This is a genomic window from Nostoc sp. (genome assembly GCF_036918015.1).
GTDB lineage: Bacteria > Cyanobacteriota > Cyanobacteriia > Cyanobacteriales > Nostocaceae > Nostoc.
In genome coordinates this window covers 23,006-41,895 of record NZ_JBALEO010000074.1, presented here as the reverse complement: position 1 = coordinate 41,895, position 18,890 = coordinate 23,006, and the positions used below count along the sequence as shown (strand labels likewise).

Annotated in this window: 16 protein-coding genes and 2 pseudogenes; 11 read left to right on the top strand and 7 right to left on the bottom strand. The window is 42.8% G+C overall.

All coding sequences use genetic code 11. The features are described from left to right. Positions 1–356 precede the first annotated feature (356 nt). Positions 357–2,648, top strand: a complete 2,292-nt coding sequence (locus tag V7K61_RS20290) for an IMS domain-containing protein (RefSeq protein WP_335055999.1) — start codon at positions 357–359, stop codon at positions 2,646–2,648. Between the two features lie 10 nt (positions 2,649–2,658). Here V7K61_RS20290 and dhaL read toward each other — a convergent pair whose 3' ends face one another. The 3 genes from dhaL to V7K61_RS20275 form a co-directional block, all read right to left on the bottom strand. Further along, positions 2,659–3,288: a dihydroxyacetone kinase subunit DhaL gene (gene dhaL / locus V7K61_RS20285; protein WP_335055997.1), complete on the bottom strand. Its 630-nt coding sequence runs from the start codon at positions 3,286–3,288 to the stop codon at positions 2,659–2,661. 16 nt (positions 3,289–3,304) lie between these two features. Continuing rightward, positions 3,305–4,378 carry a dihydroxyacetone kinase subunit DhaK gene (dhaK, locus tag V7K61_RS20280; protein WP_335055995.1) on the bottom strand — a complete coding sequence of 358 codons (1,074 nt, stop codon included), beginning with the start codon at positions 4,376–4,378 and terminating at the stop codon, positions 3,305–3,307. Positions 4,379–4,527: 149 nt separating this feature from the next. Further along, the gene (locus V7K61_RS20275; protein ID WP_335055993.1) at positions 4,528–4,677 is read right to left on the bottom strand and encodes a hypothetical protein; all 150 of its coding nucleotides are present in this window, start codon (positions 4,675–4,677) and stop codon (positions 4,528–4,530) included. A gap of 246 nt (positions 4,678–4,923) precedes the next feature. Here V7K61_RS20275 and V7K61_RS20270 point away from each other — a divergent pair, with 246 nt between their 5' ends. After that, positions 4,924–5,313: a hypothetical protein gene (locus V7K61_RS20270; protein ID WP_335055991.1), complete on the top strand. Its 390-nt coding sequence runs from the start codon at positions 4,924–4,926 to the stop codon at positions 5,311–5,313. 152 nt (positions 5,314–5,465) lie between these two features. On the opposite strand, the gene V7K61_RS20265 is transcribed toward V7K61_RS20270, so the two are convergent. Continuing rightward, positions 5,466–6,341, bottom strand: a complete 876-nt coding sequence (locus V7K61_RS20265; RefSeq protein WP_335055989.1) for an MBL fold metallo-hydrolase — start codon at positions 6,339–6,341, stop codon at positions 5,466–5,468. Between the two features lie 415 nt (positions 6,342–6,756). Between V7K61_RS20265 and V7K61_RS20260 the strand changes: the two genes are divergently transcribed. The 5 genes and pseudogenes from V7K61_RS20260 to V7K61_RS20240 all read left to right on the top strand — a co-directional run. Next, on the top strand, positions 6,757–7,626 hold the full coding sequence (locus V7K61_RS20260) for a CHAT domain-containing protein (protein ID WP_335055987.1): 870 nt from the start codon (positions 6,757–6,759) through the stop codon (positions 7,624–7,626). A gap of 41 nt (positions 7,627–7,667) precedes the next feature. Then, complete coding sequence (locus V7K61_RS20255; protein WP_335055985.1) at positions 7,668–8,648, top strand: hypothetical protein; 981 nt, start codon at positions 7,668–7,670, stop codon at positions 8,646–8,648. Then, on the top strand, positions 8,633–9,589 hold the full coding sequence (locus V7K61_RS20250) for an AAA family ATPase (protein WP_335055983.1): 957 nt from the start codon (positions 8,633–8,635) through the stop codon (positions 9,587–9,589). The genes V7K61_RS20255 and V7K61_RS20250 overlap by 16 nt, the downstream gene beginning before the upstream one ends. After that, a complete protein-coding gene (locus tag V7K61_RS20245; protein ID WP_335055981.1) occupies positions 9,586–10,716 on the top strand; it encodes a hypothetical protein in 1,131 nt (376 codons plus the stop codon). Before V7K61_RS20250 ends, V7K61_RS20245 begins: the two co-directional genes overlap by 4 nt. Positions 10,717–11,492: 776 nt before the next feature. Next, positions 11,493–11,894 (top strand): annotated as a pseudogene (locus tag V7K61_RS20240) (response regulator); the annotation flags it as partial. 506 nt (positions 11,895–12,400) lie between these two features. On the opposite strand, the pseudogene V7K61_RS20235 reads toward V7K61_RS20240, so the two are convergent. Continuing rightward, positions 12,401–12,625: pseudogene (locus V7K61_RS20235) on the bottom strand (heme o synthase); the annotation flags it as partial. Positions 12,626–12,694: 69 nt separating this feature from the next. Here V7K61_RS20235 and V7K61_RS20230 point away from each other — a divergent pair. After that, positions 12,695–12,904 (top strand): 2-oxoisovalerate dehydrogenase E1 subunit beta, encoded by a 210-nt coding sequence (locus V7K61_RS20230; protein ID WP_069071816.1) that lies wholly within the window; start codon positions 12,695–12,697, stop codon positions 12,902–12,904. Continuing rightward, complete coding sequence (locus V7K61_RS20225) at positions 12,901–13,143, top strand: type II toxin-antitoxin system HicA family toxin (protein WP_069071817.1); 243 nt, start codon at positions 12,901–12,903, stop codon at positions 13,141–13,143. Before V7K61_RS20230 ends, V7K61_RS20225 begins: the two co-directional genes overlap by 4 nt. Positions 13,144–13,338: 195 nt before the next feature. Here the strand turns inward: V7K61_RS20225 and V7K61_RS20220 are convergent, their stop codons facing one another. Continuing rightward, a complete protein-coding gene (locus V7K61_RS20220; protein ID WP_335055978.1) occupies positions 13,339–14,292 on the bottom strand; it encodes a heme o synthase in 954 nt (317 codons plus the stop codon). 317 nt (positions 14,293–14,609) lie between these two features. Further along, the gene (locus tag V7K61_RS20215; protein WP_335055976.1) at positions 14,610–15,545 is read right to left on the bottom strand and encodes a COX15/CtaA family protein; all 936 of its coding nucleotides are present in this window, start codon (positions 15,543–15,545) and stop codon (positions 14,610–14,612) included. 404 nt (positions 15,546–15,949) lie between these two features. On the opposite strand from V7K61_RS20215, the gene V7K61_RS20210 reads away from it, so the two are divergent. Beyond that, positions 15,950–17,035 (top strand): cytochrome c oxidase subunit II, encoded by a 1,086-nt coding sequence (locus V7K61_RS20210; protein WP_335055974.1) that lies wholly within the window; start codon positions 15,950–15,952, stop codon positions 17,033–17,035. Positions 17,036–17,144: 109 nt separating this feature from the next. Beyond that, positions 17,145–18,881, top strand: a complete 1,737-nt coding sequence (gene ctaD / locus V7K61_RS20205) for a cytochrome c oxidase subunit I (protein WP_335055972.1) — start codon at positions 17,145–17,147, stop codon at positions 18,879–18,881. Positions 18,882–18,890 lie beyond the last annotated feature (9 nt).

The window sequence follows — 18,890 nt, the reverse complement described above, 5'->3', positions numbered from 1 at the left end:
GTATTTTTGTTACCGATCTAGTGGGAAAGTCCCAAAAAAATCAATCATCAATAGATTCTTCCAGCCACAACAATTATGCCGTGATTAAAAGCGGTAGTTGTGGTTTGTGGTATCGAAGGCTGATAATAGTTGTGTTAAACAAAAATACTAAGAATTAAAACAAACAATTGAGGCTTTCTAGGCGAAAGCAAAAAATTAGTACTAGAATGTGACTCAAAATTTCGGGAAGGTACAAAACAAGTTGTTGCAATATACACTTGTAGAGTAAATTCTATACGGCATTTTTATGGCACGGTTTTACAGGCCTGGAAAGCTCTAGGTGAATTATGTTGATCACGGTGCAGGGGAAGTAGGCTGTGCGAATTCCGCTAGATTACTACCGAATTTTAGGACTACCGTTAGCGGCAAGTGAAGAACAATTGCGACAGGCATACAGCGATCGCATTGTACAATTGCCGCGACGTGAGTATTCTCAGGCAGCAATTTCTTCTCGTAAACAACTCATAGAAGAAGCTTACGTGGTTTTATCAGATCCAAAACAACGCAGTACCTACGATCAGCTTTATCTTGCTCACGCCTATGACCCTGATAACCTTGCTGCTGCCGCAGTAGCACTGGAAAATCGTCCAGAAAGCACCAAAAGGGGTAGTGATATCCAGAGTTTGGGTATCGAAATTACTCAAGACGAGTTGGTTGGCGCTTTATTAATTTTGCAGGAGTTGGGGGAATACGAACTTGTATTAAAACTAGGTCGCCCGTACCTGGTAAATAAAAATGGTGCTACAAGTGCAAGAAAGGGCAATAATTTAGCAGACGAAGAAATACACGAAAGTGCTGAACATCCTGATGTCGTTCTCACTGTTGCCCTTGCTTGTCTAGAATTAGGTCGCGAACAGTGGCAACAAGGTCACTATGAAAATGCCGCCATATCCCTAGAAACTGGTCAAGAACTGTTAGTACGCGAAGGATTGTTCGCCAGTGTCCAGGCAGAAATTCAGGCGGATCTTTATAAATTGCGACCATATCGAATTTTGGAGTTGTTGGCACTACCTCAAGAGAAGACTGCCGAACGAAGCCAAGGTTTAGAATTATTACAAAACCTCTTAGAAGATCGTGGCGGAATTGATGGCACGAACAATGATGACTCTGGTTTAAATATAGATGACTTTCTCCGGTTTATCCAGCAGTTACGCAACCACTTAACAGTCGCCGAACAGCACAAGTTATTTGAAGCCCAAAGCAAACGTAATTCTGCTGTTGCCACTTACTTAGCTGTTTATGCTTTGATAGCACGGGGATTTGCTCAACGGCAACCGGCTTTAATTCGTCAAGCAAGGCAAATGCTCATACGTCTGGGTAAGCGTCAAGATGTACATTTAGAACAGTCGCTATGTGCTTTACTTTTGGGACAAACTGAAGAAGCGACTCGGGTTTTAGAACTTAGTCAGGAGTATGAAGCTTTAGCTTTTATTAGAGAAAAATCTCAAGACTCTCCAGATTTGTTACCAGGGCTGTGTCTATATGCAGAACAGTGGTTGCAACACGAAGTATTTCCCCATTTTCGAGATTTAGCAAACCAGCAAGCTTTTCTAAAAGATTACTTTGCTAACCCACAGGTACAAGCTTATTTAGAAGCACTGCCAACGGATGCAGAAACAACTAATGAGTGGGCTGTAATTAACCCCCAAAATTTTCCCCAGCCACAGACAAATAATTCGCCTTTCCCTAAAAATTCGACTAGGACTTCAAAGCAATTTAACCATAGCAGAACACCTAACCTAGATTTACCAGAAACACCAGAACATTTAAACTTCTCACCACCGATGTGGAATTCATCTGGAAGTGTAAAATCAGAGGTTCCTGCTGCTGAACGAACGAGCAGAGGCACTAATCAGAATTTGAACGGTTCAGCTAAAAGTGCTACACCTGTTCATAATCAAAAGCGTCGGCGGAGAAAACCTACTCCATCTAATATCCGGGAGCGTGTACCGGATAATCGTCCCCATTCTCGTCGTCCTCGGCGGCGGCGAACTTTTGCTAACACCATTGAAGGGAAAACACGGCTGGTATGGAGAGTGTTTATTTCTTTAGTGAGTATTTTAGTTTTCTGGGTGTTAGCCACAACAACTTTTGGATGGTTAAAAAATCTGTTTTTTCCGACACGACCTGCACCTCCTTCACAGTTGTTTGTACAAATAAATCAACCACCAATATCTATTCCCCCTCCAAATAGTCCACCAGAAGGATTAGATGGCCCTTTAACAGATGCAGCGGCAGAGCAAATCATTCGCACTTGGCTATCTACTAAAGCCGAAGCTTTAGGGCCGAATCATGAGATTAATAATTTAGAGCAGATTCTAACTGGTTCGGCTTTGTCTCAATGGCGGGCGATCGCTCAACAGGCTAGGTCTGACAACCGCTACCGCAAGTACGACCATAGCGTAAAGGTGGAATCTGTAGAGAAAATTGATTTGTTCGCAGATCGTGCCGCAGTAGTAGCTACAGTGAAGGAAGCGACGCAGTTATATGAAAATGGTCAGTATAAAAACTCTTCTAACGATAATTTGCGAGTTCGGTATGATTTGATTCGACAACGAGCTAAATGGCGTATTCAAAGTACATCTGTTGTGAATCAGATAATTAGATAAGTTGCAATTTTTAGGTTTCCAATACCCCTAACAAACTTTTCAACATCAAATAAGCAGAAGTCCCTCCTGGATCTGGATGTCCGATACTCCGTTCCCCCAGGTAGCTAGCCCGTCCCTTTTTCGCTTGCATTGGTATAGTTTCCTGCAACCCTTTTTGAGCTGCTACTACAGCCTGTTGCATAGCTTCCAGTGTTCCCTTACTTTCTTCTACAGCTTGCCCAAAAGCGGCTACAGATGGAGACAGCACATCCACCATCGTTTTGTCTCCTAGTTGCGCTTTACCACGTTGTAGCACCCCGTCTAAGCCTGCTTGGAGTAGTCCTAAAACATCTTGTTCTGTTAATTCTTGCTTACCAACTACTGCTGTACTGGCTCGTAAGAACCAAGTACCATAAAGAGGGCCACTAGCACCGCCAATAGAAGAAATTAAGGTCATACTCACAGCTTTGAGAATGCTGCTGATGTCCTTGTCTGTAAGAGTTGGTAACTGAGCGCTTACCTTTTTGAAGCCGCGATCCATATTGATCCCGTGGTCAGCATCTCCGATCGCAGCATCTAATTCTGTCAAATATGTTTTATTCTGCTCTATATCCGTTGCATAAGCCTGCAACCATTGCAATATCTGCGCTTGAGTTACCATAATAATTCGTAATTAGTTAATTTCCCCAGCGCCAACTTGCTGTTTTTACTGGTGCATCCCATAGGCGGATCATCTCATCATCTAATTTCAACAGGGTAATGGAGCAACCTTGCATTTCTAGAGATGTGATGTAAGGGCCTATCAAGTTTCGCACGATTTGAAATCCTTGCTGTTCGCAGATTTGGGCGAGTTTACGGTAAACAATATACAGTTCGGAAATCGGAGTTCCACCCATACTATTGACAAAAGCTAATAAGCGATCGCCTTTGGCAAATGGGAGATTTGTTAGTTCTACATCTACCCATTCTCCTTTATCTTCATCCCACTCGCGCAGTGTGCGGCTGTATGCTGTGTCTTCAAGGAGCGATCGCGTCAAAATTTCGGTAATTTCGTCTACTGATTTGATGGCTGTACGTTCTATTCCTGGCTCACCGTGAATACCGATACCTAATTCAATTTCGCGATCGCTCAATTCAAATGTCGGTGTTCCATTAGCTGGCACTGTACAAGATGTTAGAGCAATTCCCATACTCCGCCCATTCAGATTTACTCGGCGACATAAATTTGCTATTTGTGGCAAATCATACCCAGCCTCAGCCGCCGCGCCACAAATTTTTTCCGCCAGTATTGTTGTTCCCACACCCCGGCGTCCTTGGGTATAGAGGCTATCCTTCACTGCTACATCATCATCAATCAAAATATTTAGCGATCGAATGCCTTCACTACGGGCTAACTCTGTTGCCATTTCAAAGTTCATCACATCGCCACTGTAATTTTTGACGATATAAAGGATACCAGAGCCTCCATCTACTTGTTTGGCTGCTTCTAGCATTTGGTCTGGAGTAGGTGAAGTGAAAACCTCACCAGGACAAGCTGCATCAAGCATTCCTTTGCCCACAAAGCCAGCGTGCATTGGTTCATGTCCACTGCCACCACCTGAAATAATTGCTACTTTACCCGGAATAGGTGCATTGGCTCGATAGACAAAAGTCGGATCGTAATTCAGTTTAATTAAATCGGAATGAGCCGCCGCCATACCTTCTAGACTTTCCCGCACAAAGTCTTCTGGCTTGTTGATCAGCTTTTTCATAATCCGTGTTTGGTTATAAAAGGTGCTAAAACTCAGGTTATAGCGCTTCTCGTTTCTATGCAATACAGTTTGACCTCTCTCTAAATCTCTCTCCTAAAAGGAGAGAGACTTTGAATTTTCTCTCTCAGAGCTTCGGGAAGGGTTTAGCATTAGTAGACAACAGAAGCAGTAAGTTTTACCAAATCCTGCATTGCGGAGTTGCGGTAGCATATAGCTCCAGTTGGATAAGGAATATAGCCAGATTTATGAGGGTCTACGGTTATCGAATCAGCATTGTCTAGAACTTGAAATTGCTTCATTGGTAAAAAAATGATGACAAAAATACTGAACTTGGAATAACACATATAATCAAAGTATACAATTCATTTTTACGTCATTGTCAGTACAATCAAGCTAATAGATAGTTAATACTGAGTTGAAAAACTACTATATTGGCAATTTTTGATAGTAACTAAAACATAAATAAGTAAAATTTTTTTCTGAAATTGATAAAAATTTCTGTGTATTAACTATTGTTCTTACAAACCTAGACTAGGAAAAATTAGATGTTGAATCAACGTGTTTTGGCTGGTCTTTTGGCTGTTACAACTGCGACGATAACTGTTGCTGGGAATGTTTCTCCGTCCTACGGAAACAATAGTACAAATGTTCAATATCTTGCTCAAGGAAGGAATTTAACTTGGGTAGAGGTTTTTGACTATGCTAATAAAGGTATAGACCTTGCAAGAAAAATTAACGATTTAGACTTAGTGGGAAAATTTCAAAAATTGAGCCAAGTCGCAAAAGGATGGGTTGATCAAAATCTAGGAAAGGAAACTGCCACTAAAAATACTGTTGATGACTTAACAAGCGCCGTTCAAAGTCTTAATTCTAGTGATTTCACTACTCCTGAGATGAAACAAAAATTACAAGACCTTAAAGACGGGGCTTTATAGAAGAGAAGCTTTAAGAAAGTTATTACACACTAAAATAATCTCTTTCTAACAAGAACAAAAAAATACCAGTGTAAAAGCTGGTGTTTTTTTGTCTTAGGGGGTTAAGTTTTTTCAGCCTTTTTCAGAGAACCAAATAATTCATAATTATTTGGTCAATTCAAAGATTCCATCCACTCAATACACTTGTGCATCTGCTGGCGCATAGTTTCCCGATCGGCATGAAACCTTCGCCCATGTCCTGGTAGTACCCACTCAAAAGAGTAATTAGCCAAGTTACGCATTGATTTAGTCTGTTCTGACCAAGAATACCAGCAGGCACCGTGGAATGCAGTCAGTTGGTGCAAGCTTTCTGACCAAGCGAGATGATCGCCAGTGAATAGAAACTTATTTTTGTAGAGTAGGACAGTTTGTCCTTTGGTGTGACCGGGAACTGGGATAATTAATAAATCTGGTGTCAAAGTGAATGGTTCAGAACCAGTTAGCTGTATTTCAACATTGCGAGTATCGGCAGTAATATCATCAGTGTGGAGGATGCGATCGCACTTAAAATGCTCGGCAAACTTTTGATGATCTGCTACATCATCCTTATGAGTTAGGTACATATAACGAATTGGCCCCAGTTCTTCTAAGCGCTTGACTAAAGGCGGCGTAAACCGGGGAGAATCCACCAAAATGTTACCTTCTGGAAGTTGAATTAAATAGCTAGCAGCACCGTAAGATTTTTCAGAATGATAGCCGCAGTGGTAAATATTTTCTGTTACTAATATTGGAAAACTTTGTTGAACAGCTTTGATATCTTTTGGCTTTTCAACTGTGCCAATGGAACTGGTAGGACAAGCTAAAAGTGCTTGCAGTGCAGCTAATCTTTCCACCTCATTCGTTGGTTGATGATAAACAGCCGATTGGTCATCAACATCATAAAATACTTCAGGAACCATCCAGCGACAGGTATCACAATCAATACAGGTAGTATCTACATAAAAATCGCCGTTGACATTTTGGGGACGACGCTGATTTAAATGAGCCATATATAATCCTTTTGCTTCCAGCCACTTACTGGGGGAGCGATAAACCTCATATCACTACGCTAGCAAAAGTGACTTGAGACTGTAGCCGCCACGAGAAGCAAATCTGCTCAAAAATATAAAGACTCGTGAAACCCAGTCAGCAGAAAATGGGAAAACTTAATAGACACCATCAGCTTATTCCCAAATATACTTTACTGTTCTAATTCCAGTTATTCAAATCCCTTTAACCCTAATGACAAATTGTTTATCTCCTGGAAACTAGATTAATTATTTGGTTGTTTTCTGAGTATTTCTCAACTTAAATGCCAGATTTTTCTGTTTTTAATAGGAACATCGGCAAAAGTGCAACAATTATGGTCTTGACTTATGTAAAAATGAACTTAGTCAAAAATCATACTCTGGGTTGCTCATCTAAATGAGTAGTAATGGTCAAATCAAAATTCTGTTTCTGGCAGCAGATCCCAGTGATGCTGCACGATTGCGCTTGGGGCAAGAGTTGCGTGATATTCGTGAAAAACTGCAACTAGCAAAAGAGCGAGACAGATTTATTCTAGACTCGCGTGAATCTGTACGTCCGGGAGATATCAGCCAAGCAATATTCGATGTTGAGCCGCAGATTGTGCATTTTTCTGGACATGGAACCAGTACAGGTGAGCTTTGTTTTGAAGATTTACTGGGAAAATACCAACCTGTACAACCCGATGCTCTAGCGGCGTTATTTGAACTAGTAGCCGAGCAAATAAATTGTGTGGTGTTAAATGCGTGCTATTCCGAAGCTCAAGCAAAAGCGATCGCAGAACATATTCCCTTTGTGATTGGCATGAATAAAGCAATTGGAGATCAAGCCGCGATCGCTTTTGCTGTTGGTTTTTACAAAGCATTGGCAGCAAGGCGGACGATAGATCAAGCTTACAAGTTCGGTTGTGTCGAAATTAGATTGCAAGGCATTGCAGAACATTTGACTCCAGTTCTGTACACCAAACAAAACTCAGTGTCTCCAGTCTCAGAGGTACACGAGGTAGCCTCAAACAAATTAACTGGAGTAGCAAATGCACAGTCAACTAGTTTAAATCTGGGGCAAAGGCAGCGAACTTTACAAGAAATCGAAAGCCTCCAGCAACAGTATGATTTATTAAGTCAGAAGTTGAGCCGCCTACGGTTGGATTTAGTGATAGAATCTGGCACTGTCGTCAAGTTTCAGTTAGAAAAGCAAATTGAAAATGCTGAAGCTGAAAGAACACAACTTACTCAACGGATTGAGCAGCTAGAAAACAGCCTGCAATAAAAATAGTAATATCTCAATAGTTGGGTATTAAAACCTCACAGATGTCTTCAGTTCGGCATTTACAGCAAAAACGGGAAGAACTTCAACAACACTACGATGCATTTAGCGAAAAGATTAAGTTGTTGCGGAATCAACACGCCATTGAAGCGGGGGCTTCAGTAGCTTTTCAGCTAGACAAAGAAATTGAGCGGGTTGAGAAAGAACGCGATCGCCTCCTGAAGCAGATTCAGGTTATTGAGAGGTCTTGCAAGAGTGAGCCAATACACAGTGAACTATTTCGCCTCAACTACATAGCACAGGTACAGTTATTCCGAGAATTTATTACAGAAAAACGTATAGGAGCTTTCTTAGTTCATGGTTCGCCAGAATATGGTCAAATCTGGTTACTGAAGCGTTTGTTACAGAAAATTCCTGAAAGCACAGTAACTCCCCCAATCACATTTTATCTCTCACGCCGGGCACTTAGGACTGATATTGCAGCCTTATGGAGAGAGTTGGGTCGTCGGATTGGAGTACAAGATTTTTCATCCCATGAAGAGATTGCCAGGAATGTCGTAGCTCAATTAAAAACTCAACATATCATCCTAGTATTTCACGATCTCGATTGCATTGATGAAACCTATCTGTACGAATTAATCCATGATTTTTGGTTGCCTCTGGTAAATTCAACCCCACAGACAATTTGCTCAAGCAACGAATTTTTTCTACTGATGTTTTTGCTTGACCAAGATGGTTGTGTCAACACTTGGAATCTTGAGTTTGCAGATCGGCTCGATCTGGTATGGAAACCCCATATTCCCATTAGGCTACCGATAATTGACACCTTATCTGAGCAAGTCTTGGTTAACTGGATGGAAAATGCAATTGATGTTCTACCAATCCAGATGACTAAAAAAATTGACTATACAGTTCAGGTGATTCTAGAGAAGAGTGAAGGCATTCCAGAGCGTGTGTTTGCTGAAATTTTTGGTTTGTGTGGCTGTAACTGGCAGGAGGAAGAAACCCGGTGGTTAGAACTTTAGACGGAAGGCGGCTGAAATACATAGGTAAGGTTCAACCCCAGCCAGGAGAGCAAGACCCAGAGACGGGTCAAATCTTGTATCCCTACCTGCCTAGTGAGAAATTGGTAGAGGCTGTGAATTTAGCGATCGCCCTGGAACGCCCCTTACTATTAAAGGGAGAACCAGGATGCGGCAAGACAAAATTGGCTCGTGCTGTGGCTTATGAATTGGGTTTACCTTATGAAGCTTGGTACATCAAATCTACTAGTCGAGCGCGGGATGGTCTTTACACCTATGATGCCGTTGGCAGATTGCGGGATGCTCAACTTGCTGCTTCCAAAATCGATGAAGAAGCCGCAGTCAAAGCAAAAAATGCTGATGCCTATGTAGAATGGGGGCCGTTAGGACGTGCCTTTCGCAACGAGCAGCCAACTGTGGTTTTGATTGATGAAATAGATAAAGCTGATATTGATTTTCCTAACGATCTGCTGTTAGAGCTTGATGAGCAAAGGTTTGAAGTCACAGAAGTAAAACAAAACAGTCTGCTCAAGAAAATTCAAGCGAAAGTAACACCAATTGTTTTTATCACCAGTAACGATGAGAAAGACTTGCCTGATGCTTTCTTGCGTCGTTGTTTATTTCACTATGTTAAATTCCCTGAACGTCAGCAGTTAATCGAGATTGTTAAAACTCGGTTTTCGGTTTCACCTTTGGAATTAGTGGACGCAATTATTGACCGCTTTTTAGAACTGCGCGAAGAGATGCGACGGGACAAGGGCGAAGCAGGAAAAAAGGTCAGTACCAGCGAACTGATGGATTGGGTGCGGATTCTTAATCATCATCAAGACGATCAAATTCTCAGCAAGTTAAAAACAGAACTTCTCTATCCTGGGGTGTTGCTGAAGAGTTGGGATGATTATCGCCGTTATGGTGAACAGATGCGATCGCAGCCAGAAGTATGAAGATAGAAGCTCTCTACGAAGAACTACCACTGCTTGAGCTTTTTACACAACTGCGCGAGGCAGGTTTGCCCTTGGGTATCGATGAATACCGCCTTTTTTTGACAGCTTTACAGGAAGGCTTTGGCACGACTAACCAAGAAGCGTTAGCAGAACTGTGCCGTACCTTGTGGGTAAAATCCCAGGATGAAGAACACCTGTTCAACTATCACTTTCAACAGGTAATAACAGAACCTTATCCTGTAAAACCTTTTGTCAGGAAAGAAGAAGAGAAAACGTCTTCCAGAATGCAAGAAGCGGTAGAAAGCGACGATAATTATTCACCTGATTTGCTCAATACAACACCTGCCACTGTACCCGTTTCATCGGAATTAATGGAAGTACAGGATGAGATGCAAGTGGCTGAAGCAGTACAGATTACTACTCAAAAAAATGAGGAAATTACTGTTAATCGCTTTACCGAAACTGATGAGTATTTTCCAGTGACGCGGCGGCAGATGAAACAAAGCTGGCGGCATTTACGCCGAATGGTACGCCAAGGTTTGCCCACAGAGTTAGACATAGAGGCAACTATTGAGCAAGTGGTACGGCAGGGAGTTTTGCTAGAGCCTGTACTGATGCCCAGTCGGGTGAATAGAACTGAACTGCTGTTGCTGATTGATCACAAGGGGTCAATGGTTCCCTTTCACGCACTGTCCCAGCGATTAGCCCAGACAGCATTACGAGGCGGACGCTTAGGAAAAGCTAGTATTTACTACTTTCACAATTGCCCAACTAAATATCTTTACTATGACCAGACGCGCCAAAAAGCTGAACCTGCGACAGATTTTCTAGCTCAGTTGCGCCCAGAGCGTTCTGCTGTATTAATTTTTAGTGATGGGGGAGCAGCACGGGGCGGTTTTAGTTTGGAACGGCTGGAGTTAACCCAAAAATTTTTAGACCAATTGAAACAGCGATCGCGTTATATTGCATGGCTGAATCCAATGGCAACAGAGCGCTGGTTTGGCACAACAGCAGGAGAAATTGCTCGTTTAGTGCCGATGTTTGAAGTTAGCCGACAGGGTTTTGATGGTGCGATCGATGTTTTACGTGGTCGGGGAATCAATGCACAATTGAGGCAGGGGCTGTAATTAATTTAACTGGAAGTATTTCAAGGGTAGAAAGCATGAAGCCAGAAGTTGCTAGTCGTCGAATTGAGTCTTTTGGTCAACGTTTCGGGGAAGCGCACCTCTCTTTTGCTTATCATGCTGCTTTTCCGTTAGCCCTCACCCCAGATTTGCTTTATCGGCTATGGGCAAATTTTCAACGAGATATTCATAGGCAGGAGTTGAAAATACCCTGGTTGGCTGTGGCTGATCTGCTGCTTTCTAGCCTTTGCGATGAAGTGGGGCATGAACTATACGAAATGGATGCAGCAGTGCGAGATACCCTGTTGAGAGAGTTAAAAGAGAATCCTCGTTTTGGCGAAAAGCGGATTAATGAATTGTCTGATTTTCTGCTTACCTATGTGCGGCAGCAAATTGAGAGCCACGACCCGGATATTCGTGATTTTGCTCAGGCTCAGAAATGGACAGCATTAGCTTATACACGACCGAGTGAAGCAGCACGAGAATTAGCGTTAACTCTTTCACAGTTGAAATTTACAGAAAAAGCAGAGTGGGTTCGCATGGCATCCCTGGTAGAGACTTTTGCAGAACCACTGGTTGATTTTCAACCGTTACTTTTTTATAGTCGTGGGATGCAAAATTTTGCTCGTGGAAATTTAGAAAGTGCATCTGCTGAATTTAGCAATTTATCTGGTCTAGATGAGTATCAAGTAGATGTTGCTGGAGTAAACCTGCTAATTCCTAAAGATATAGCTAGTTTTCTTGAGGAACATAGGTATATTATTAAATCCCCAACTAATATTACTTATTCACAAAAATCTACCAATGCTCGCATTTTAGTCGTAGATGATGTACGAGATAATCTCATCTTAATTCGTACAATTTTAGAAGATGAAGGATATGAAATAAATTTAGCAGCAGATGGCAAAACTGCTTTAGCACAAATTGAACAATCTCCACCTGATTTGATTATTCTAGATGTAAAAATGCCAGAAATGGATGGTTTTGAGGTTACACGTCACATCCGCAATAACCATGTTCTGCCTTATATTCCCATCCTACTAATCTCAGCATTTCTTGAATCTAACGTTGTAGAAGGTCTAGACACTGGAGCCGATGATTTTATTCGTAAACCAATTGATTTAGATGAGCTATTAGCAAGAGTGCGATCGCTGTTACGCCTTAAAGGCGTGACTGACCAAATTTTAATATATAGAGATGGTTCTTTTCAAGAAAATGAGATTGTATTGATGAATACAGAGAATGCTAAATCTAGTCAAATTAGGAGTAAAGTTGCCGACCAAACGCCCCAACAAAAGGAAAATCTCGCTTCAACGGCAGCAGAAATTCAACAAATTATTCAAAATCTTGAGCAGACTTATCCAACTACAACAAATGCCGAAAAAATGGTAGTTGCAACTAAAGCTGTTGAAGAAATAGAAAAAAATAAAACTCTACAAGCTCGTCTAATCAGAGCGATGAAAGCAGGGGCTGCTCAAGCATTTGAAGACATACTAGTAAGTCAACCTGTAGTTAAAATCATCCTAGCCGTTTTTGAAGGATGGCAGAAAGCAGAATAAATCTATCCTGTTATATAACATTTAACGATTGGGATCTCTTAGTCAAGATTAATAAAATTTTTCTTTTTTAATTTCTGAAAATGCGATCGCGCCCCTTTACCAAACGCGATCGCTAAATTTTCCATCCCCTAAGCAATAAAATGCAACTGATTGATCGCTGCATTAATTAGATTATGGGTAACGGGAAGACTATCAACTACCATCCCCAGACACAACAGCATCATGTAGGAGATGGAAAAGAGAAACAACTCTTTAGCTACAGCCCGATCCTCTGGATTTTGCAACAAACGCCAAGATTTGTGGATAAATAATCCTCCCAGAATTACAGCGATCGCAGCATAAAGAATTGCGCTTGGGAGGATTTTTTCTCCCTTGTCAGGTCTTGTAGATTGTAAAATTTAGTAGTTATGGAAAGATTAGCTATGACTGAAATTGTATTTCTCGTTGAAGATGATCCTGATGGTGGTTATACAGCTAGAGCTTTAACCGAGTCAATTTTTACTCAAGCTGACGATATAGAAACACTCCGCGAAATGCTTCGTGATGCAGTTCACTGCCATTTTCCTAATGAACAAAACCGTCCCAAAATTATTCGGTTACACATAGTACGTGATGAGGTAATAGCTTCTTGAAGCTCCCACGAGATTTATCTGGTTCAGAATTAGTTAACGCTCTTGCTCGTCTAGGATACGAGGTCAGTCATCAAAAGGGCAGTCATATTCGGTTAACTACTCAACAGAATGGTGAGCATCATATCACAGTTCCCGCCCATGACCCGATTAAAATTGGTACTCTTAACGCCATACTGAGAGATGTTGCTGCTCATGCTGGTTTCACTCGTGACGAATTACTTGCGTTGATTTTTCCATAGCTATTAAAAATGGATAAATAGGTAAGTGTAATTAATGTTTAATAAATTCACTTATGACTGAAACTTTACTCGTGTAGGCGTAGCCCATCGTAGACATCGCAAATACACGAAACTCTAATTATTATGTATATTTTTTAACTTCCAAAAATGCGATCGCGCCCCTTTACCAAACGCGATCGCTAAATTTTCCATCCCCTAACCAATAAAATGCAGATGATTACTCACCGCACTAATTAAATTATGGGTAACGGGAAGGCTATCGACTACCATCCCCAGACACAACAGCATCATGTAGGAGATGGAAAAGAGAAACAACTCTCTAGCGACAGTGCGATCCTCTGGATTTTGCAACAACCGCCAAGATTTGTGGATAAATAATCCTCCCAGACTTACGGCGATCGCAGCATAAAGAATTCCACTTGCGCCCAAGGGATAAAACAACAACACGGTTGCAAATACTGTCACCAGCGTGTAATACCAAATCTGCTTTACAGTTGCCGTAGTACCTTCAATCACAGGTAACATTGGTATCCCAACTTTTGCGTAGTCATCTTTAATCATTAGAGCTAGCGCCCAGAAATGGGGCGGTGTCCACAAAAAGACGATGGCAAAAATTAACCACGCTGACCAGCTTAAAGTACCTGTGACAGCAGCCCAACCCACTAACGCCGGAATTGCCCCAGCCGCCCCACCAACAACGATATTCTGGGTGGTGTGGCGTTTTAGCCAGTGGGTATAGACCAAAATATAAAAGACGATGCCAGAGAATGCTAATAGAGCGGCTAACAGGTTGGCAAATACTGCTAGGAGTGTAAAGGAAATTGTCGCCAGTGCGATCGCAAAAATTAGAGCATCGCGTGGCTGCACCTTACCCGAAGGTATCGGACGATGGCGCGTCCGCTCCATGTCATAATCAATATCCCGGTCATAGACACAGTTAATCGTCTGGGCGCTTGCAGCAGCCAAAGTGCCACCAGTGAGAGTTACTAGCAACAGCAATGGGTCTACTTCTCCCTTAGCAGCAATCCACATACTCCCAGCCGTGGTAATCAAAAGCAACGGAATAATCCGAGGCTTGGTTAGCTGGTAGTAGCTTTGAACTACCTGTAAAAATGTTTCGTGGTGGCGAGAGACATTAGTCTCAATCATTTTGGCTCTGATTCCTTATTTTTCAACAACTTACAGCAGAATTCAGAATTCAGGTGGTCACTGAGCGTAGTCGTTGGCGCAGCCTCTCGTAGAGAAGTGAGTCAGAATTCAGAAGTAAAACAGGCTTTATACCTGGCTTTGAGACGCAAGCTTGTGTACTTCACTTTCCTTGAAATCCGCTGTATATGCAGCCCCCGCTCAAGCTGGCTCTTTCAGACAAATGAAAACTGAGGGCTGAGTTAAGAGTAGAGACGCGATTAATCGCGCCTGTACAAGAGTTAGGAGTTCTTTTCCTGCTCCCTCATCTCCTCCACTCCCTACTCAGCACTCAGCACTCGTGACTCAGGACTCACTGAGTCACGTAGTGATAAAACTGTGAAAGCCACCAAAGTACCTAGTAAAGTAGCTCCTATAGCTTGGTGAGAGACGGTGAGAGGCTCGACTTGGAGGTGTAATTTGAAAGTGGCAAATCCCAACAAGATTTGTAAGGTTAACAACGCACCAGCCATATTTGCCAGTCGCCGCAAGGCTGGATGTAGTGCTGGTGTCCGCCAACAGATAAATACCATTGCCAAGGTTGCCACTGTTGGCGGCACCAAACCAGCAATATGACTGTACATTACAGTACAAAGTTGAGAACCGCCAAGGCATTGGTGTAGCGCCCAGCGAGAGCCTACCAAAGCACCTAGAATACTTTGCAGGTAAACTAGAACAGCGGCAGTTAAACCAACCCAAGGCAACTTACCAACGGTTCCATTCCCCTGATATGGTGTGAGTGCTGTGCCGATAATCAGGAGGGTGGTAAAAAATAACAGCGCCGTTCCCAAATGGGCGGTAACGATATCAAACCGCAACAGTTCGGTAACAGTGAGTCCCCCCAAGATGCCTTGGAAGACGATGAGAAATAGGGCGAATGTGGATGCCCAAGGTAGCCAAGAGGGTAAGAAGCGACGACGCCACCAGGACAAACCAAAAAGTGCGATCGCGCTTACACCAATTAAAGCTGCATCCAATCTGTGAAACCACTCCAAAAACACTTGGAGATTCATTTGCTTGGCTGGCACGAGTTCGCCATAGCATAAGGGCCAGTCTGGGCAAGCAAGTCCAGCATTCATAACGCGGGTGGCACTGCCTATGGCCATCAAAATTAAGGTGGCTATGCACATTTTCCACACCAAGCGCCGAATCATTTCCTTGGGCTTTTGCTGCTCAACTACCGCTTCATTTTGTTGTTGTAGGACAAATTCGCTCATGAACGATACCTTCTGCCCGCTCTTGGTGGATCTCTTAAAATTTTCAATTTTCTTTTAGTGTCCCATCTTCACCCTAGCGTATAGGCTAAAGGTTTATAGATTAGCACTCACTTATACTTTGAATCACTCCAGCAATGTTTTGCCCGAAGCTTTAGGTATTTTTCAAGATGTCAGAAATTGATTAATGACAATTAATTTAAGCATTCTAAATTTTTCCTTAAATTTTTTCACTGATTTGCATCTATTTTGGGGGTTGCATGATATTAGACTCATACTCAAGATTACTAAAATAGCCAAAAAAATTAATAAAAATTTCAGACCTTTGTCCCCCATGTCTGACAGCCTAGACTACCTTAGTAAGTGAGTAGCTTCGAGATAACATAGTAAATTCAATTAAGTAAGCCGTGAAGATTCCAAGTTCCATCTGGACATTACTCATTGGCATCGTGCTAACGCTAGCCAGCCTTTGGTACGGTCAAAATCACGGTCTGTTGCCAGCAGCCGCCACTGATGAAGCCGTCTTGGTGGATGGTCTGTTCAACGCGATGATGATCGTTTCTACAGGGATATTTCTGCTTGTTGAAGGTATTTTAATTTACTCTGCATTTAGATATCGTCAGCGTGCAGGTGACAATAAAGACGGCCCACCAGTTGAGGGCAATGTACCTTTAGAAATTCTCTGGACAGCGATCCCAGCAATTATCGTTATCGGTATTTCTGTTTACAGCTTTGATGTGTACAACGAAATCGGTGGCTTTGATCCCCATGCTATCCATCAAGCACCGATGATGAATCAGGAGTCAATGGCAATGCCTGGAACCGCGATCGCTGCAACTTTAAGCGATACACCTCCTGGCACTGAACCCAACCTCAATCAAGAAAAATCTGATGAGGCAATGCAAGATCCAGCTACAGCAGAAGTCCGCAATGCTGACCAAATTCCTCAACTGCGGAATGCTCCAGGTGTAGGTATTGTTGCTCCGACAATTGGGGGAACTCCTGATAAAGCAGGCAAACCAGCACAATTACAGGTCAACGTCACTGGTTTACAATATGCCTGGATTTTCACCTATCCTGAAACTGGTATAACTACAGGTGAAATGCACGTCCCCATTGGGCGAGAAGTGGAAATCAGTATGACAGCCAACGATGTCATTCATGCTTTCTGGGTTCCAGAGTTCCGCCTGAAACAAGATGCGATCCCCGGTAGGCAAAGCGAGATTCGCTTCACCCCCAAAAAAGCAGGAGATTATGTCCTGATCTGTGCCGAACTTTGTGGCCCCTACCACGGTGCAATGAGAGCGCCAGTAGTTGTTGAGCCACAAGAAGCCTTTGATAAATGGGTACAAGAACAGCTAGTTGCCAGCAAAGAAACACTAAATCAAGCGATCGCTGTTAACCCTGCCGATCTATCCCCAAATGAATTTCTCGCGCCTTACACCAAGGACATGGGAATTAAGCCAGAAATCCTTCATCAAGTTCACCATTAGTCATTGGTCATTGGTCATTAGTCATTAGTCATTGGTCTAAATAAATGACAAATGACAAATGACAAAGGACAACTGACAAAAGACAAATGACAAAAGATAACTAACGACTATGACACAAGCTCAGTTGCAAGAAGCTGCCAATATCCCTGCCCTTCTTGAGGAACCAGGGGTTAGAAAATGGCAAGACTTCTTTGGCTTTCAAACCGATCATAAGGTGATTGGGATTCAATACCTAGTCACTTCGTTTATTTTCTACTGCATTGGCGGCGTGATGGCTGACTTGGTTCGTACAGAACTACGAACTCCAGAGGTAGATTTTGTTACCCCGGAAGTCTACAATAGTCTGTTCACATTGCACGCCACGATCATGATTTTCCTCTGGATCGTGCCAGCCGGGGCAGGATTTGCTAACTATCTAATTCCCCTGATGATTGGGGCAAAAGATATGGCATTTCCTCGGCTGAATGCTGTTGCCTTTTGGATGATTCCCCCTGCGGGTGTGTTGCTAATCGCCAGTTTAGTAGTGGGCGATGCACCGGATGCCGGTTGGACTTCCTATCCTCCCCTGAGTTTGGTGACAGGACAAGTGGGTGAAGGCATTTGGATTATGAGTGTCCTGCTGCTAGGTACGTCCTCAATTTTGGGGTCGATAAATTTCCTGGTGACATTGATCAAGATGCGTATCCCCAGCATGGACATACACAAAATGCCCTTGTTCTGCTGGGCGATGTTCGCCACTTCATCACTGGTTTTGGTATCAACCCCAGTCTTAGCAGCAGGTCTGATTCTGCTTTCCTTTGACTTAATTGCCGGGACAACATTTTTTAACCCAACTGGCGGTGGCGACCCGGTAGTATACCAACACATGTTTTGGTTTTACTCCCACCCAGCGGTTTACATCATGATTTTGCCCTTCTTTGGCGCAATTTCAGAAATTATCCCCATCCATTCCCGCAAGCCGATTTTTGGCTATAAAGCGATCGCTTATTCGTCTCTTGCCATTAGCTTTTTGGGGCTAATTGTTTGGGCGCACCACATGTTTACCAGCGGTATCCCCGGTTGGTTGCGGATGTTCTTTATGATCACCACCATGATCATTGCCGTACCCACAGGAATTAAAATATTTAGCTGGTTAGCAACGATGTGGGGTGGGAAAATCCGCCTTAACAGTGCCATGCTATTTGCCATCGGCTTTGTTGGCACTTTTGTAATTGGCGGGATTAGTGGCGTGATGTTGGCAGCAGTGCCCTTTGATATTCACGTTCACGATACTTATTTTGTGGTTGCCCACTTACACTACGTCCTATTTGGCGGTAGCGTTCTAGGGATTTTTGCAGCCATTTACCATTGGTTCCCGAAAATGACGGGACGGATGGTAAACGAATTTTGGGGTAAGGTTCACTTTGCCCTGACTATTGTGGGTCTAAACATGACCTTTTTACCCATGCACAAACTGGGTTTAATGGGCATGAATCGCCGTATTGCTCAATACGATCCCAAATTCACCACACTAAACGAAATTTGCACCTATGGTTCTTACATACTGGCAATTTCGACATTTCCCTTCATCATCAATGCGATTTGGAGTTGGTTATACGGCGAGAAAGCTGGTAATAATCCCTGGAGGGCACTTACCTTAGAGTGGATGACAACCTCACCACCTGCGATCGAAAATTTCGATCAAACCCCAGTGCTGGCTACAGGCCCCTACGACTACGGTTTGGAAAATGCTAATGAAGGTGTACCTTTATCCGATCCCAATCCAATCTTATCTGGTGGCCCCAACTCAGTATTAAGAGCAGAACCCGACCCAGCGGTTGCTGCCAATCCCGAAGACCGGAAATAGTAGAGTTAT